The sequence below is a fragment of the Nocardia sp. XZ_19_231 genome (genome assembly GCF_015355705.1).
GTDB lineage: Bacteria > Actinomycetota > Actinomycetes > Mycobacteriales > Mycobacteriaceae > Nocardia > Nocardia salmonicida.
Genome location: NZ_JACUZI010000006.1, coordinates 274,511 through 291,549 on the forward strand (window position 1 = coordinate 274,511; position 17,039 = coordinate 291,549).

Annotated in this window: 15 protein-coding genes; 6 read left to right on the forward strand and 9 right to left on the reverse strand. The window is 67.7% G+C overall.

Annotated features, from left to right (window positions below):
* Window positions 1–244 precede the first annotated feature (244 nt).
* From IBJ82_RS26455 to IBJ82_RS35490, 5 genes are all read right to left on the reverse strand, one after another.
* Complete coding sequence (locus tag IBJ82_RS26455; RefSeq protein ID WP_194828685.1) at window positions 245–1,240, reverse strand: sulfate/molybdate ABC transporter ATP-binding protein; 996 nt, start codon at window positions 1,238–1,240, stop codon at window positions 245–247.
* Window positions 1,237–2,043, reverse strand: a complete 807-nt coding sequence (gene cysW / locus IBJ82_RS26460; protein ID WP_194828686.1) for a sulfate ABC transporter permease subunit CysW — start codon at window positions 2,041–2,043, stop codon at window positions 1,237–1,239. The genes IBJ82_RS26455 and cysW overlap by 4 nt, the downstream gene beginning before the upstream one ends.
* A complete protein-coding gene (cysT, locus tag IBJ82_RS26465; RefSeq protein ID WP_370585496.1) occupies window positions 2,040–2,891 on the reverse strand; it encodes a sulfate ABC transporter permease subunit CysT in 852 nt (283 codons plus the stop codon). The genes cysW and cysT overlap by 4 nt, the downstream gene beginning before the upstream one ends.
* Before the next feature lie 92 nt (window positions 2,892–2,983).
* Window positions 2,984–4,033, reverse strand: coding sequence for a sulfate ABC transporter substrate-binding protein (locus IBJ82_RS26470; protein ID WP_194828687.1), 1,050 nt, complete (start codon window positions 4,031–4,033; stop codon window positions 2,984–2,986).
* Between the two features lie 211 nt (window positions 4,034–4,244).
* Window positions 4,245–4,334: an Ms4533A family Cys-rich leader peptide gene (locus IBJ82_RS35490; RefSeq protein WP_019045829.1), complete on the reverse strand. Its 90-nt coding sequence runs from the start codon at window positions 4,332–4,334 to the stop codon at window positions 4,245–4,247.
* Window positions 4,335–4,408: 74 nt separating this feature from the next.
* On the opposite strand from IBJ82_RS35490, the gene IBJ82_RS26475 reads away from it, so the two are divergent.
* Window positions 4,409–5,458 carry a M48 family metallopeptidase gene (locus tag IBJ82_RS26475; RefSeq protein WP_194828688.1) on the forward strand — a complete coding sequence of 350 codons (1,050 nt, stop codon included), beginning with the start codon at window positions 4,409–4,411 and terminating at the stop codon, window positions 5,456–5,458.
* Window positions 5,459–5,569: 111 nt separating this feature from the next.
* Here the strand turns inward: IBJ82_RS26475 and IBJ82_RS26480 are convergent, their stop codons facing one another.
* Window positions 5,570–5,806, reverse strand: coding sequence for a hypothetical protein (locus IBJ82_RS26480; RefSeq protein ID WP_194828689.1), 237 nt, complete (start codon window positions 5,804–5,806; stop codon window positions 5,570–5,572).
* Window positions 5,807–5,947: 141 nt separating this feature from the next.
* Here IBJ82_RS26480 and IBJ82_RS26485 point away from each other — a divergent pair, with 141 nt between their 5' ends.
* Window positions 5,948–7,915, forward strand: coding sequence for a glycoside hydrolase family 15 protein (locus IBJ82_RS26485; RefSeq protein WP_194828690.1), 1,968 nt, complete (start codon window positions 5,948–5,950; stop codon window positions 7,913–7,915).
* A 7-nt stretch (window positions 7,916–7,922) separates the two neighbouring features.
* Here the strand turns inward: IBJ82_RS26485 and IBJ82_RS26490 are convergent, their stop codons facing one another.
* Both IBJ82_RS26490 and IBJ82_RS26495 read right to left on the reverse strand, forming a co-directional pair.
* Entirely contained in the window at window positions 7,923–9,725 is a 1,803-nt protein-coding gene (locus IBJ82_RS26490) for a GTPase (RefSeq protein WP_194828691.1), read from the reverse strand.
* A 44-nt stretch (window positions 9,726–9,769) separates the two neighbouring features.
* Complete coding sequence (locus IBJ82_RS26495; RefSeq protein ID WP_194828692.1) at window positions 9,770–11,764, reverse strand: hypothetical protein; 1,995 nt, start codon at window positions 11,762–11,764, stop codon at window positions 9,770–9,772.
* Window positions 11,765–12,043: 279 nt separating this feature from the next.
* Here IBJ82_RS26495 and IBJ82_RS26500 point away from each other — a divergent pair, with 279 nt between their 5' ends.
* From IBJ82_RS26500 to IBJ82_RS26510, 3 genes are read left to right on the forward strand one after another with little or no spacing between them, the layout of a single operon-like run.
* On the forward strand, window positions 12,044–12,484 hold the full coding sequence (locus IBJ82_RS26500; protein WP_194828693.1) for a hypothetical protein: 441 nt from the start codon (window positions 12,044–12,046) through the stop codon (window positions 12,482–12,484).
* Between the two features lie 36 nt (window positions 12,485–12,520).
* Complete coding sequence (locus IBJ82_RS26505) at window positions 12,521–13,213, forward strand: response regulator transcription factor (protein ID WP_194828694.1); 693 nt, start codon at window positions 12,521–12,523, stop codon at window positions 13,211–13,213.
* A complete protein-coding gene (locus tag IBJ82_RS26510; protein WP_194828695.1) occupies window positions 13,210–14,502 on the forward strand; it encodes a HAMP domain-containing sensor histidine kinase in 1,293 nt (430 codons plus the stop codon). The genes IBJ82_RS26505 and IBJ82_RS26510 overlap by 4 nt, the downstream gene beginning before the upstream one ends.
* 20 nt (window positions 14,503–14,522) lie before the next feature.
* Here IBJ82_RS26510 and lepA read toward each other — a convergent pair whose 3' ends face one another.
* Window positions 14,523–16,361, reverse strand: a complete 1,839-nt coding sequence (gene lepA, locus IBJ82_RS26515) for a translation elongation factor 4 (protein ID WP_194828696.1) — start codon at window positions 16,359–16,361, stop codon at window positions 14,523–14,525.
* Between the two features lie 106 nt (window positions 16,362–16,467).
* On the opposite strand from lepA, the gene IBJ82_RS26520 reads away from it, so the two are divergent.
* On the forward strand, window positions 16,468–17,019 hold the full coding sequence (locus IBJ82_RS26520; protein ID WP_056821455.1) for a type II toxin-antitoxin system PemK/MazF family toxin: 552 nt from the start codon (window positions 16,468–16,470) through the stop codon (window positions 17,017–17,019).
* The last annotated feature ends 20 nt before the right edge of the window (window positions 17,020–17,039 follow it).

The following is a 17,039-nucleotide window of genomic DNA, read 5'->3' on the forward strand; positions in this document are numbered from 1 at the left end:
AGCTACTGGCCAGTAAAAGTGCTTCTACCTGTGACACTGCGTCATGCACAGTCTGCGAAGGCCTGTCGTGAGACGAGGAAAATAGTTGTCCGTCGAGCGCGTGGTTGCGGCAGACGGACCGCCGGTACCGGTTAACCTGCGCCGATCCGCGTCCGGCGGCGGATCGCGGACCGTCGGCGAATCCCTCGACAACGAGACCGGGCCCCGCGACGTACGTCGCGGGGCCCGGTCACAGCAGGGTGGATCAGGCGTGGGGAAGGTCCGGGATCCGGGTGGCACGGGCATAGACCGTCTCACCCTCGGTCAGGCGCAGCGCTGCCGCGTCGCCACGGGTGACCTGGGCGGCGAACTGGTCGCCGGTCGCGGCATTGCGCAGTTCCAGGCGCACCTCGAAACCGAGACGCACGATCCGCTCGACCGTGGCCCTGGTGACGCCCGCCGATTCGGCGGTGCCCTCGTGTTCGGCCATCGCCATGCTCGGATCGCGGCCGACACGGATGTCGTGCGGGCGGACCAGATGACCGTTGAGCCGGGCGACCGCGCCGAGGAACGACATCACGAACTCGTTGGCAGGCCGGTCGTAGACCTCCTCGGGCGAACCGACCTGCTCGATGCGGCCCTTGTTCATCACCGCGATCCGGTCGGCCACATCCAGGGCCTCCTCCTGGTCGTGGGTGACCAGCACGGTGGTCACGTGGACCTCGTCGTGCAGCCTGCGCAGCCACTGCCGCAGATCGGTGCGCACCTTGGCGTCGAGCGCGCCGAACGGCTCGTCGAGCAGCAGCACCTGTGGGTCCACGGCCAGTGCACGGGCCAGTGCCATGCGCTGACGCTGACCGCCGGAGAGCTGCGCCGGGTAACGGTGCTGGAATCCGTCGAGGCCGACGATGCCGAGCAGTTCGTCGACGCGCTTGTCGATCTCCTTCTTCGGCCGCTTGCGGATGGTCAGGCCGAAGGCCACGTTGTCGCGCACGGTCATGTGCTTGAACGCGGCGTAGTGCTGGAACACGAAGCCGATGTCGCGCTTCTGCGGCGCCACGTGGGTGACGTCGTTGCCCGCGATCACCACCACACCCGAGTCGAGGGCCTCGAGACCGGCGATCGAGCGCAGCAGCGTCGACTTGCCCGAGCCCGAAGGGCCGAGCAGGGCGGTGAGCTGGCCTGCGGGGATATCGATACTGACATCGTCGAGGGCGGCGAAGGAACCGTAGTTCTTGCGCCCGTTGGTCACGGTGATCATTCGGTGCCCCGCTTGCGTTCGAGGAGAGTCATCAGGAGAAGGACGATCAGCGCCATACCCATCAGCAGGGTGGCCGCGCTGTAGGCGCCGAAGGTGTTGTGGTCGTTGATATAGCGGCCGTGCACCAGCAGGGTCAGCGTCTGGGATTTTCCGGGCAGCGCGGTGGAGACCATGATCACCGCGCCGAATTCGCCCAGCGCACGGGCCACGGTGAGCACGATGCCGTAGGTCAGACCCCAGCGGATGGCGGGCAGGGTGATGCGCCAGAACGTCTGCCAGCGCGAGGCGCCGAGGGTGGCCGCGGCCTGCTCCTGATCGTCACCGATCTCGTGTAGCACCGGCTCCACCTCGCGCACCACGAACGGCAGCGTGACGAAGATGGTCGCGATCACCATGCCGGGCAGGCTGAAGATCACCTTGAACCCGAGTGATTCCAGCCCGCCGAACCAGCCGCCCGCACCCCACAGCAGGATCAGCGACACACCGACGACCACCGGCGACACCGCGAACGGCAGGTCGACGATGCCCTGCATCAGGCTGCGGCCGGGGAACTTGCTCCGGACCAGCGCCAGCGCCGTCACCACACCGAAGACCACGTTCAGCGGCACCACGATGATCACGATGATCATCGACAGCTGGAACGCCGAGATGGCCGCGGGCGTGGTGATCGAGTCGATGAACGCGCCGATCCCCCGCTCGAACGTGCGCAGCAGGATGATCACCAGCGGCAGCACCAGCAGGATCAGCAGGTAGCCCAGCGCGACCGTGCGCAGCGAGATCCTGGTGAACGCGGACAGTTTCATCGAGCCGCCTCTTCCTTGCGCGACGTGCGTTCGGCGACGATCCGCAGCACGAGCAGGCTGATGAACGAGATCGCCAGCAGCACCACCGACACCGCGGCCGCGTTGACCGGCCGGTCGACTTCGATCTGCTGCTGGATGTACTGCGAGGTCATCTGGGTCTCGCGCGGGATATTGCCACCGATCAGCACCACCGAGCCGTACTCCCCGATCGCCCTGGCGAAGGCGAGGCCGCCGCCGGAGATGATCGCCGGAGCCAGGGTGGGCAGCACGATGCGGCGGAAGGTGATCCAGTTGCTCGCGCCGAGGGAAAGCGAAGCCTGCTCCACTTCCTTGTCGACCTCGATCAGCACCGGCTGCACCGACCGCACGACGAACGGCAGCGTGACGAAGGCCAGCGCCACCACCAGACCGGCCTGGGTGGCGTTGAGGTGGATGTCGACCGGGCTGTTCGGGCCGTAGAGCGAGAGCAGCACGATCGAGGCGACGATCGTGGGCAGCGCGAACGGGAGGTCGATCAGCCCGTTGACGATGCCCTTGCCGGGGAACTCGTCGCGCACCAGCACCCAGGCGATCAGGGTGCCCATCACGACATTGATCACGGCGACGATCACCGAGACGCCGACCGTGATGCGCAGCGAGTCGAGCGCCGAGGGCGCGGTGACCGCGTCCCAGAAGCCCGACCAGCCGTCTTCGAAGGAGCTGACGGTGAGCGCCGCCAGCGGCAACAGCACGATGACGCTGAGCCACATCACGGCGACACCGATGCCGAACGGGCCCACCGAGCCGGTGACGCGCAGCCACGACGAGCGAGGTCGGCGCGGGGTCGGCGGCTTCTTGTCCAGTTTCACGGCGACGCCGGGATCGGGGGTTTCCCCGGTCCCGGCGGGCCCACTGCTGTCAGTCACAGTTTTCCAGTATCACGTGTGAGCCGGGTCACCGACTACTTGGTGGCCTTGTCGTAGATGACAGCGACCTTGCCGGTGCCCTGCGCGAACAGATCCTTGTCGACGGCCTTCCAGCCACCGAGATCATCGATGGTCCACAGCTTGGCCGGGGTCGGGAAGTCCTTGGCGAACTCGGCGGCGACCTTCGGATCCACCGGGCGGAAGCCGGCCTGCGCCCACGCCTTCTGGCCTTCGGCGGTGAACAGGAAGTCGCGGAACGCGGTGGCCTTGGCCAGGTTCTTGGAGTTCTTCAGCACCGCGACCGGGTTCTCGATCTTGAAGGTGGTCGGCGGGTTGATGTGCTCGATCGGGTCGCCGTTGCGCTCGGAGAAGATGGCCTCGTTCTCGTAGCTCAGCAGCACGTCGCCGGTGCCCTGGAGGAAGGTCTCGGTGGCTTCGCGGCCCGACTTGGGCTGCACCTTCACGTGTTCGGGCGAGACGAGCTGCGACAGGTAGTCCAGACCGGCCTGCTGGTTCTTGCCGCCGTCGCTCTTGGCGGCGTAGGGCGCGAGCAGGTTCCACTTGGCCGAGCCCGAGCTGAACGGGTTCGGGGTGACGACCTCGACACCCGGCTTCAGCAGGTCGTCCCAGTCCTTGATGCCCTTGGGGTTGCCCTTGCGGACCACCAGGGTGACGACCGAGCCGAAGGGGATGCCCTTGGTGGCGTCGGCGTTCCAGGTGGACTCGACCAGGCCGGCGTCGACCAGGCGGGTGATGTCGGGCTCGACGGAGAAGTTCACGACGTCGGCCTCGGCGCCGTCCTTGACCTTGCGCGACTGGTCGCCCGAAGCGCCGTAGGAGGCCTGGACCTGCACGCCCTTGCCCGCGTCGGTCTTGTTGAACTCGGGCACGACCTTGTCGAAGCCGGGCTTGGGCACAGCGTAGGCGTAGAGGTTGATGGTGCCCCCGCTGCCGTCGGCGGTCGCTTCTCCGTCGGTCGAGTCGCTGGCGCCACCACCGCAAGCGGTCAGGGCGACCGCGGCGACAGCAGTGAGAGCGATGGCGGCGGCGCGGCGGCGCGAACCGATCCAGGTGTTGCGAGACATCGGGATGAACCTTTCGGGAAAGGACCTGCGGCACAACGAAGTTCGTGGCGGCAGGGAATGCTCATGTCGATCGGTAGACCTGTCGCGTGTGGATACACGACAGTTGGCGCGACTCGGGCCCATCGGCCCCCGGAGTTACGGACAACGACTGCGAAAGGAAAGCGCGCGCCAGTCTACTGGGCAGAAACGCGCAGACGAGTCCGGTAGCCGATCATCGACAGAGGATGTCTGCGACCGCGAGGTTGCCGACAGCGATCAACGCCAACTCATGGCGGATCTGCGGGGCGACACTCGACGACACAGGCAGACTGTAGCAGATTGCGCCATGATGATCGCAATCGACGAGAGTTCTCTAACCAGGGGGGATTTCATCCTATGACCATGGCTCCAGACCGGGTGCGCACGCGTTTGCCGGAGATCAGCACGCGCGCTTGGGAACACCCGGCCGACCGCACCGCGCTCGTGGCGCTGCGCTCGCTCAGCGGCTTCGACACGGTGCTGCGGGCGCTGTCGGGATTGCTGCGCGAGCGCCAGCACCGGTTGATGTATCTGGCCACCGCGGTGCGGGTCGACGATCGACAGTTCCGCACCCTGCACCAGTTGCGCGCGGACTGCGTCGGCGTGCTCGACGCGCAGTCGACCCCGGAGATGTTCGTACTGCAGGACCCGTCGGTGAACGCGTTCACCATCGGGATGGACAAGCCGTTCATCGTGCTCACCACCGGCCTACTCGAACTGATGGACACCGAGGAACTGCGGTTCGTCGTCGGCCACGAACTCGGCCACGCGCTGTCGGGCCACGCGGTGTATCGCACGATGCTCATGCACCTGATGCGGCTGTCGGCCTCGGTCGGCTGGATGCCGGTCGGCGGTTGGGCGCTGCGGGCGATCGTGGCGGCGCTGATGGAGTGGAGCCGCAAGTCGGAACTGTCCGGGGACCGGGCGGGGCTGCTGTGCTGCCAGGACGTGGAGGCCTCGGTCCGGGTGCACATGAAAACCGCTGGTGGTGCGTGGCTGCACGAGATGAACCACGGCGCGTTCCTCGACCAGGCCGACGATTACATGCGCTCGGGCGACCTGCGCGACGGCGTGCTCAAGCTGCTCAACCTGGAGCTGCAGTCCCACCCGTTCTCGGTGCTGCGCGCGGCCGAGTTGCGCCGCTGGATCCAGTCCGGCGACTACGAGCGGGTGCTCGGTGGCAGCTACCCGCGTCGCGGGCAGGACAAGAACGCGAGCATCGGCGACGAGGCCAAGGAGGCGGCGCGGCACTATCGCGAGACGTTCGATCAGTCCGAGGACATGCTGGTTCGCACGGTCCGTGATCTCGGTCGCGATGTGGGCTCGGCGGTGAACACGGTCGGCCAGGAAGTCGGGCGGACGGTATCGGACCTGGGCAAACGGTTCGACGACTGGCGTAAGAACTAGCCGCTGTGTCGGCGCGGGCGACTGCCCGCGCCGGTCACCGCGTGAAGAACCAGGCGATGACGACGAGAACGAGCAGGGCGATGAGCGCGAGCTGGACGCGAGAACGTGGCATCAGCGGGCACCGCTGCCGACGGTCGGGCGTTCGGCGAGGGTGACCGGCATCGGCGGTTCGGTGCGATCGTCGCGGCGCAGCACGCGGAAGGCCATACGCAAGCCGCGGTCGAGCAGGAAGGCGATGGCGAAGCTGATCGGGACCATGCCGACCAGGACCACGAGAAACTGGGGAATGAAGGGCAGCCCGGCTACCCAGAGTTCGAAGCCGTCCCACCAACCTGCGATGCGTTGCACGTCGACCAGCCTAGTCGGTCACCGTGAACGCCCTCGCCGTCCGCATCGGGTGCAGGGGAATTCCGGGTCACAACCAGCCGATCCACCGAGATCGCCGTTGGCAGCGGTGGACGCGCGCCCGTACCGCCGTGATGATGGGGTATGGAGTCTTCCAGCGCTGACAGCCTGCCGATTCTGAGTCCGGTCTCCGCCAGCGGCCGCCGCGGCGCGTTTCCACCGATCGACGACTACGCCTTCCTGTCCGATTGCGAAACCAGCTGCCTGATCTCCAGCAGCGGTTCGGTGGAGTGGATGTGTGTGCCACGCCCCGACTCCCCCAGCGTTTTCGGCGCGATCCTGGACCGCAGCGCCGGGCATTTCCGGCTCGGCCCCTACGGAAAGAACGTGCCTGCGGCCCGACGGTACCTGCCCGGCGGGATGATCCTGGAAACCACCTGGCAGACCGAAACCGGCTGGCTGATCGTGCGCGACACATTGGTACTCGGCCCGTGGCACAACAACATCGCCCGTTCCAAGACCCACCGGCGCACCCCGATGGACTGGGATGCCGAACACGTCCTGTTGCGCACAGTCAAGTGCGTGAGCGGCACCGTCGAGCTCGAAATGAGCTGCCAACCCTCGTTCGACTATCACCAGGGCGGAGCCAAGTGGGAGTACACGGGCAAGGTCTACGAGCAGGCGACGGCGCGGGCGTCGAGCGATCCCGAGAGCGGGCCGTCGCTGGTTCTCACCACCGATCTGCGCCTCGGCTTGGAGGGCAGGGAGGCGCGCGCCCGCACCAGGATGGCCGAGGGCGACCAGGTGTTCGTCGCGCTCACCTGGTCGGAACTGCCCGCGCCCGCCACCTACGACGAGGCCGCGCAGAAGATGTGGGCGACCACCGAGTGCTGGCGACGCTGGATCACCCAGGGCGATTTCCCCGACCATCCGTGGCGCAGCTTCCTGCAGCGCAGCGCGCTCACACTCAAAGGCCTCACCTACGCGCCGACGGGTGCGCTACTCGCCGCCTCCACCACCTCACTGCCGGAAACCCCTGGCGGACACCGCAACTGGGACTACCGCTATACCTGGGTGCGCGACGCGAGTTTCGCACTGTGGGGCCTGTACACCCTCGGTCTCGACCGCGAGGCCAACGACTTCTTCGCGTTCCTCGACGACGTCACCACGGGTGAGAACGGGGACGCGGTCCCTCTGCAGGTGCTCTACGGGATCGGTGGCGAACGCCACATCACCGAATACGAGCTGCCGAATCTGGCCGGCTACGACGGCGCGCGTCCGGTCCGCATCGGCAACGCCGCCTACGACCAGGACCAGCACGACATCTGGGGCACCATGCTCGACGCGGTGTACCTGCACGTGAAATCGCGTGGGCAGGTGCCGGAATCGCTGTGGCCACTGCTCGAACGCACCGTGCACGCCGCCATCGCCAACTGGCGCCAACCCGATCGCGGGATCTGGGAGGTGCGCGGCGAACCACAGAACTTCACCTCGTCGAAGGTGATGTGCTGGGTGGCGCTGGATCGTGGTGCCCGACTGGCACAGCTGCACGGCCAGCACGAGCGCGCGGCCGAGTGGTTCGCGATCGCCGAGGAGATCCGCGACGACGTCCTCGAATTCGGTGTCAACGAGGAGGGCATCTTCACCCAGACCTATGGCGGCGACACCCTCGACGCCTCGCTGCTGCTGGTGGTGCTGACCCGCTTCCTGCCGCCGGACGACCCGCGCATCCGGGCGACGGTACTCGCCATCGCCAACCATCTCACCGTCAACGGGCTGGTGCTGCGCTATCACACCGACACCACCGACGACGGCCTCGACGGCGAGGAGGGCACCTTCACGATCTGTTCGTTCTGGCTGGTCTCGGCGCTGGTGGAGATCGGCGAACTCGAACGAGCCACCAATCTGTGCGAGCGACTGCTCGGACTGGCCAGCCCGCTGCGGCTCTACGCCGAGGAGATCGACTCACGCACCGGTCGGCACCTGGGCAACTTCCCCCAAGCTTTCACTCATCTGGCGCTGATCAACGCGGTGACCCACGTGATCCGGGCCGAGGATCAGCGCAACGCCGGTCAGTTCCAACCGGCGCATACACCGGCCAACCGGTCGTAAGAAGAGGTCAATACCCGAGACGTTCGGCGCGGGCGCGCAGCCCTGCCACGGTGCGCAGGCCCTCGTCGATCTCGGTGATGCGCAGTTCGCGGTGGTCGCCGTAGCGCAGGCCGGTTTCCTCGGCGGCGCGCAGTGCCTCGTCGGCGGTGCGGCCCACTTCGGCGGCGATCTCGGTGTAGTGGTCGCGCAGCACCCGCTGTAGTGCGCGCAGGCGGTTACGCGATTCTTTGCCCACCTGGAAGATCACGTCATCGGCCAGCCGGGCGACGGCCACCTTGGCCTCGGCCTGCCTGCGCTGCTTGCGGTTCTTGCGATCGTCCCAGAGCGCGTTCACGCCGAGCAGTACACCCGCGCCCGCGGAGTACCAGTTGACCAGCGACATGCCGAGCAGGCTGGTGGCCAGACCGACCATCAGGATGCCGCCGTAGGAACCGCGCAGCGCGGTGAGCAGCTGTTGCCCCACACCGGCTTTGGCGCTTTCCAGCGGTTCCAGCGGCTGTACCGGCTCCAGCACTTCGCCGGGGTTGGTCAGTCGCAGCTCGGGCAGCGGCGGAGTTCGGTTGTCGGGCGGGAACTTCGAGGCCACCTGCTCGGTGAGCTCGACAGCGCGGTAGTGCGCCATCACGAAGTTCTCCTCGACCGCCTCGCAGATCCGCGCGTCGAGCTCGGAGGCGAAATCGGACCACTTGCGGGCGGGATCGGTGCGGGTGATCTCGGCCTCGGCCTCGCGGACCAGGCTGCGTAACCGGTGCCGCAGATCGTGTTCGATATCGGCGCTGAGCTCGGAACTGCCGTCGACGAGAGTGACCTGCCAGGTGGCGGTGCGCTGGCGCAGCTGATCGGCGGTGGTGCGCGCGGCGGCCAAGCGCTGGGTGATCTCGGCGCGCCTGCGCGGGTCGCGCAGCGTGTCCGACTCGGCCCGCAGGGTGACGGTGAGTTGGTCGGTGATCAGCACGATATCGCGCACTGCAGCCGTCACGGCCACCGAATCAGCCTGGGCGACAACATATTCACGCAGGTGATCGATGAGCTGGGGCACCCCCGACTCGGCATCGCGCTGCTGGTCGCCGCGCTCGGTGGCCTCGCGATGCAGCAGAGCGGAAACGGGAGCCACCGCGAAGTTCAGCCCGGCACCGTCGAGCAGGGCGCGATTGCGCCGCTGGGTCAGCGACCAGTGCGGATTGCGGTCGATCTTGGTGAGCACGCAGACCACCGACGGACACACCTGCTCGACCCGGCGCAGGTAGTCCAGCTGGGCTTCGGTGAGTTCGGCGGCGGCATCCGCGGCGTAGAGAACCACGTCGGCGGCGGCGATCATCGACCAGGCAGCCGCCTCGTGGGCGGTCGATCCCGGGGCATCCATCACGACGAGCCCGTCGGCCAGCAGGGCGCTCGGCTCGGCGAATTCGGCGCGCAGCACGCCGAGAGCGGTCAGCGCGGGAAGGGGATTCAGCGGATCGACGGGTACTCGTTCGACCCGGCTGCCGGGCGCCGATTTCACCAGCGTCGCCTTCGGCGCCTGGCCGTATTCGACGATCACCGGAACGCTCGGCTTGCCCTCGGTGGCACTGACCGGGGATCCGACCATGCTGTTGACCAGCGTGCTCATCCCCGCCTGCGGCTCACCGACGACGACGATCCGAACCCGCGGATCACTGAGCCTGGCCCGCACCATGCCGAGGCGCGCATCGAGGTCGTTGCGGCCGCCCGAGCGGACCAGTTCCCGCAGTTCGTCGACCAGCGCGACAACGGGAGCCATCACATCCGGATGCTTCACCGTCGCGGTCTGCAGTCCGGCTGCGGCAGACAACTGTTCCTCACTCTCGTCGCATCGACACGGCCGAAATCGTCGTGTCAGACCACGAAGTCATACCCATGGTGCTCGACGGGAAACGCGGAAGCGAGCAAATCCCCGCCACCCAGGCCCGTGTCGAACAATCCGGCCGAAACGCCATGGTAGCCGCTATCGTGCTGGTCGAATTCGGCGGCGATCGGCTTGGTCTCGATGACCGGGGGTTTTACCGGCGCGACGGTCGGCTGCACGGTGACCGCCGGTGGGGTGACCACCGACGGCGGATCGATGTCGACGGTGGGCTGCTTGGTCGGCGCATCGATGGTCGGCTGCTTGGTGGGAGCGGTCGACTGGGTGGTGGGTACCGGCACGGTGGTGTGCGGCGTGGTCTGGCTCGGCACGTCGACGGTCGGGGTGCTCGTGCCGGTCGAGGGTGTCGTCACGCCGCCGGAGGTGCCCGGCTTGGTGGTGAGATCGTCGTCGGGGACGGTGGGCTTGGCCGGACCGGTCGGCGAAACGGTGGTCGGCACCGGCACCTTGGTGATTTCGGGCACGGTCGGGACCGTGGACGCACCGGGCAGCTTCACCGTGGTCGGGGTGTCGACATCGACCGTCGGGACCTTGGACGGGACGGTGACCGGCACGGTCGTCGAGGGGTGAGTGCCACCGGTGACATCGGGCAGCACAACGGGTTTCGTCGGCGTGGCCGGGGTGAACAGCGCGGGCACCGAGGCCGCGGGGGCGGTGAGCGGCGAAACACCTTGGGGGCCGAACACATTCGCGATCGGGGTGGAGGCGACGTCAGGCTGGATGGTGGTCTGCAGCGGCGTGCTGACCACGGGGTTGACAGCGACCGGCGCGGGCGCGGCAGGTGCGATCGGCGCCGGAGCGGGGGCAATCGGGGCCGGAGCAGGGGCGAACGGCGTCGCGGCGACGGGTGCGGGAGCAGGCGCCACGACGGCAGGGGCGGCGGCCGCGGGCGTACCCGGAAGTCCGATGCCCGAAGACGAGGATCCGGGCAGACCGGGGGCACCCGACGACGAGTTGCCGAGACCGGACCCGGTCGGCGAGGTGGCCGCCGGGTCACCGGGAACCTTCAGTCCGTCACCGAGCCACTGGCCGTAGTCGTCGAGTTGATCGCCGACCTGGCCGACCTGCACGTCGACCTTCATCTGCGAGGTGGCCCATACTCCGTCGAGCCCGACGTGGACGTCGACCTGCCAGTCGGTGGTCACCATCGCGCCGACACCGTCGAACATGCCGCCGACACCGTCGAACATGCCGTCCAGGTTGCCGATTCCGTCGAACATGCCGTTGGAGCCGCCGGGATTGCCACCGGGCATACCGACGCTGTCATAGCCGGGGATCCCGAAGCCCTGTCCGGGCAGGCCGTCGTAGCCCGGAATGCCGATACCACCGCCCGGCAGACCGTCGAAATCGGGCAGGCCGTTGCCGGCGCCGGGCAGGTCGAAACCGGGGAAATCGCCGCCACCGGGCAGACCCTCGAAACCCGGGAGTTCGAAGCCGGGGTCCGGAGTGGCGCCGGGTAGCGGGTGCGGGTTGTCGTTGTATCCGGGTCCGGCCGGTGTGTGCCCGTAGCCGGGAATGCCGATGCCGCTGGACGACTCGTCGTTGGCGGGGATCCGGAATTCACGATCACCATCGGAGCCGGGAATCTCTGGGCGCCAGCCGGATTCGTCCGGCGCGGCGACCATCGAGACGTCGGGACTCGTCGGCGCGAAGAACGGCGTGTGCGGCACCACGGGGGCAGGCGTGGGCTCGACGGCCAGGTCGGGGAAGGTCACGATCGGGCTCGGTGCGTCCGGGCTCGGATCGGTGGGCACGGTCTGCTGCGACCAGCCCGCGTACCGGCTGTCGGCATTACTGGTGCCCGGTTCACGCGAAGTCCCGTTGGCGGCGACCAACGCACCACCGGTGACATAGGCGCCCGCCCTGGCCACCCTGGCTACGCCGTTGGCGACCCGGTAGGCCGTGTCCGACCCCTCCGACCCCTCTTCGCGCGCGGCACCGTCGTCGAAAGGCAGATCACGCGTCATCAAAGCTCCAACACTCGCATCGCTGTGGTTCCCCACCACAACAGCGGCGAAGTGAGGCCCATCCAACACTATTTTCCGAACGTCGGCCTGTCATTTCGTGCAGGCCGGTTGGTACTCACCTTATGGCGAACAACATGTTTCGGCGAGCCCGGGGAATCAGGGGCGCTGACGATCCGAAGAGAACTCTAACGATTGCTCAACGGAGTGTGAAGTTCAGCGCCATAACGTCGGGGCTCGCCGGCCGAGGGGTCGGTGAAACTCCCAGTCAGGAGCCTGACCATGACCGCATTCTCGACCCGCACTCGCCGCGCGGCCCTCGCGCTGCTCGGTGGCGCCGCCGTGATCACCGCCACCTCGGCCGGCATCGCGACCGCCGAGCCGGGCGCACCGTCGCACGGCGATGAGCGCACGACGATCATCTGCACCGATCCGGGCGGCGGCGTGCCGGACCTGCCGCCGCTGACGGACGGGCCGGACATCGGGTTCCACCACGCCGTTCCCGACGGACCGCGCGTCGAATTCCGCCACGTCGCGCCCGGTGAGCCAGGCCGATTGCCCGCGCCGGGCAACGTCGGGCCGCGGGTGGACGGTCCGGTCGAGTGCACGCGGATCGACCCCGACGGAGGGCGGACCATCGTGATCGCGCCGCGCGAGTTCTCCGAGACGGCGCCCGCGCCGGGTAGCGGCTCCGCCGACTCGATCCCCGCGCACCCTTTCTGACCAGCGGCAACAATGACCATCACTAGGGTGAGTGCCATGACCGGACAGCAGATCTTGGTCGTCGACGACGAGGTCCGCGTGCTCGCGTCGTTGCGGCGCGGCCTCGAGCTCTCCGGGTTCGACGTGATCACCGCACCCGACGGCGCTCGCGCACTCACCCTGGTGGGGTCCGCCGCGCCGGACGCCATGGTGCTCGATGTGAACATGCCCGAACTCGACGGCGTCGGTGTGGTCACCGCCTTGCGCGCGATGGGCAACGACATCCCGATCTGTGTGCTCAGCGCGCGCAGCGCGGTCACCGATCGGATCGCGGCACTCGAGCGCGGCGCCGACGACTACCTCACCAAACCGTTCGATCTGGGCGAGTTGGTCGCTCGGCTGCGCGCGCTGTTGCGTCGCAGACCGGTGACAGCGGCCATCACGGCCGACACGATCCAGGTCGGCGAGGTGGTGATCGATCTGGCCGGGCATCGGGTGCACGCGGGTTCGGCGCCGGTCGACCTCACCAAACGCGAGTTCGAACTGCTGGCGATGCTGGCGCGCAATGCCGGGATCGTGCTCGGGCGCGAACAGATCCTGTCGACCGTGTGGGGTTACGACTTCAGCACCGACACCAATGTGGTCGATGTGTTCGTCTCGTATCTGCGCCGCAAGCTGGAGGCCGACGGCGTCGCGCGGGTGGTGCACACCGTGCGCGGGGTCGGGTTCGTGTTGCGGGATCAGCCGTGAAGGCCTCGTGGTCGTTGCGGGTCCGGGTGGCACTCGTATCGGCCGTGGTCGCCGCGATCGTGGCGGTCACCCTCGGCCTGACCTATGGCGCGCTGCTGAAGGTGGCGGGTACCAGCCAGCTCGATCAGACCGTGTCCAGCATGCGGGTGCAGGTCGCGCAACGATTCGACGGTGATCCGGCGAATCCACCGTCCGATCCAGGGGCTCCTTCCCTACCCGGACCCCAGGTCCTCGCACCGCCCTTCCCTCGTGAGCACACGATCGTGGTTCCCGGCAGCCCGACGGACCAGTCGCTCGCGCAGGTGCAGGGCGCGCCGGGGCTGTTGGTCCGGCTCGACCCCGATCGTGAACTCGTCGACGCCGCCATCACGCGCAGCCAGCTGATCGGACTCGGCATCGGCGTGGCCGGGGTGATCGGCGCCGCCGTATTGGGTTGGGTGCTGGCCGGATTCGCCGCCCGTCCGCTGCGCAGACTGGCCACGGCCACCCACGAAATCGACACACTCGACGAGTTGCCGCCGCTGTCCGGACGTGGGGCCAAGGAGGCCGAAGAACTCTCCGACGCGATCAACCGGATGCTCGCGCGCCTCGAGACCGCGCACGGCGAGACCCGGCAGGCGCTGGCGAGTGCCCGCGACTTCGCCGCCGTCTGCGCCCACGAACTACGCACCCCCCTCACCGCCATGCGCACCGACCTGCAGGTGCTGGCCGGCACCGAATTGCCCGCCGACCAGCGCGGCGCCGTGCTGGCCGACGTGCTGGCCGCCGAGGGCCAGATCGAGCGCACCCTCACCGATCTGGAACGTCTCGCCGTCGGCGAGCTCACCGATCACGACGCGTTCGAACCGTTCGAACTGTGCGAAACCCTCGACCGCGCGGTGCAGAACGCCCGCCGCGCGAATCCCGGCGTCGACATCACGCTCGCCGCCTGCGACCCGGTTCCGGTACACGGGCTGCCCGGCGGGATCATGTTGATCGTGACCAATGCCGTGGCCAACGCGGTGCTGCACGGGCACGCCACCGAGGTCACCGTCGCCGCGCAGACCACCGGAAACGGCGCCGAGATCACCATCGACGACAACGGCGCCGGCATGCCGGAACACCTGTCCCCCACCGCTTTCGACCGCTTCGCCAAACGCCCCGGCTCCCCCGGCTCCGGCCTCGGCCTCGCGCTGGTTCGCCAGCAGGCCGAACTGCATTCCGGCACCGCCGAACTCGACCGCAGCCCACTCGGCGGCGTCCGTCTGCGGGTGGAAATAGCTCAGGCGCCGGTGAGCACCGGCGCCTGAGAGTCGTGCTGGGGACGTGCCTACTTCTTCGGCTTGTCCGAATCCGAGGACAGTGCCGCCACGAAGGCTTCCTGGGGGACCTCGACGCGACCGATGGTCTTCATGCGCTTCTTGCCCTCCTTCTGCTTTTCGAGGAGCTTGCGCTTACGGCTGATATCGCCGCCGTAGCACTTGGCGAGAACGTCCTTGCGGATCGCCCGAATGTTCTCGCGGGCAATGATCTTCGCGCCGATCGCGGCCTGGATCGGCACCTCGAACTGCTGACGCGGGATCAGTTCGCGCAGCTTGCTCGTCATCTTGTGGCCGTAGGCCTGTGCGGCGTCGCGGTGCACGATCGCGCTGAACGCGTCGACGGCCTCGCCCTGCAGCAGGATGTCGACCTTCACCAGATCGGCTTCCTGCTCGCCCGCCTCTTCGTAATCGAGGCTGGCGTAGCCGCGGGTGCGCGACTTCAGCAGATCGAAGAAGTCGAAGATGATCTCGGCCATCGGCATGGTGTAGCGCAGCTCGACGCGGGTCTCGGACAGGTAGTCCATGCCGCCCAGCTCGCCGCGGCGCTGCTGGCACAGCTCCATGATCGAGCCGATGAACTCACTCGGCGAGATCACGGTGCACTTCACGATGGGTTCGTACACGTGCCGCGACTTGCCCTCCGGCCAGTACGACGGGTTGGTGACGACGTGTTCGGTGCCGTCCTCCATCTCCACCCGGTACACCACGTTGGGCGCGGTGGAGATGAGCTCGAGTCCGAACTCGCGCTGCAACCGCTCGCGGGTGATCTCCATGTGCAGCAGACCGAGGAAGCCACAGCGGAAACCGAAGCCGAGTGCCACCGAGGTTTCCGGCTCGTAGGTGAGCGCGGCATCGTTGAGCTGCAGCTTGTCCAGCGCGTCACGAAGGTCCGGGTAGTCCGAACCGTCGACCGGGTACAGACCCGAGTAGACCATCGGGCGCGGCTCGCGGTAGCCGGTGAGGGCCTCGGCGGCGCCGTTGCGGGCGCTGGTGACGGTATCGCCGACCTTCGACTGGCGAACGTCCTTCACACCCGTGATCAGGTAACCGACCTCGCCGACCCCCAGACCCTGGGTGGGCTTGGGTTCGGGCGAGACGATGCCGACCTCGAGGAGCTCGTGGGTCGCACCGGTCGACATCATCTTGATCTTCTCGCGCGGGGAGATCTTGCCGTCGACCACGCGGATGTAGGTGACCACGCCGCGGTAGGTGTCATAGACCGAGTCGAAGATCATTGCGCGAGCGGGTGCGTCGGCGTCACCTACGGGAGCGGGGACCGCCTTGATCACCTTGTCCAGCAGTTCTCGTACGCCGACACCGGTCTTGCCCGAGACCCGCAGCACGTCGTCCGGCTCGCAGCCGACGATGTGGGCGATCTCGGCCGCATAGCGATCGGGATCGGCGGCGGGCAGGTCGATCTTGTTCAGCACGGGAATGATCGTGAGATCCTTCTCCAGCGCCAGATACAGATTCGCCAGTGTCTGCGCCTCGATGCCCTGTGCGGCGTCGACCAGCAGGATCGCACCCTCACAGGCCTCGAGCGCGCGGGAGACCTCGTAGGTGAAGTCGACGTGGCCCGGGGTATCGATCATGTGCAGGACGTACTCGGTGTCGTCCACCTGCCACGGCAACCGCACGTTCTGCGCCTTGATCGTGATGCCGCGCTCACGCTCGATATCCATCCGGTCCAGGTACTGGGCGCGCATGGCGCGCTCCTCGACCACACCGGTCAGCTGCAACATCCGATCGGCCAGGGTCGACTTGCCATGGTCGATGTGGGCGATGATGCAGAAGTTCCGGATCCGGGACGGATCGGTGAACGTCGTATCGGCAAAACTGGAAGCCACTCCACTCCTCGCGGGGTATAGGCGAACTGCGCCTATCGTCCCATGCGCGCCACCGCGTCTGTGCCACCGGTGCGCTCCAAGGGTGCGTCGGCGTTATATTTCAGGGATGGCCAGCAGTTGGAACAGTCTCGGCAAGCAGCTCGGCGTCATCGCCAAGGAGCAGGGGCCCAAAATCGTGCGCAAGCAGGGGCCGCGACTGCTCGAGAAGCTGGTGGACGCCCTAGCGACCAAGTCCGGACCCGCCGTCGCGGTTCGCCCGACGGCCTCGACCCCCGTACCGACGGCTCATCGCGCCCGCCAGATCGTCTACTGCCCGCAGCTCGACGGGCGCGCCGATCCCGGCGAGATCGTGTGGACCTGGGTGCCGTTCGAAGAAGACCCGACCAATGGCAAGGACCGACCGGTGCTGGTGGTCGGACGTGACCGCAAGACTCTGCTCGGACTGATGCTGTCGTCCAAGGCCGACCGCGCACACGACCACAACTGGGTCGGGATCGGCACCGGGCCGTGGGATCACGACGGCAGGCCGAGCTGGGTGCGACTGGACCGGGTGCTCGACGTCCCGGAGGACGGCATCCGGCGCGAGGGCGCGATCGTCGAGCGCAAGACCTTCGACCTGGTCGCGCACCGCTTGGTCGCCGAATACAGCTGGAGCTGAACAACAATCGACCCCCGCTC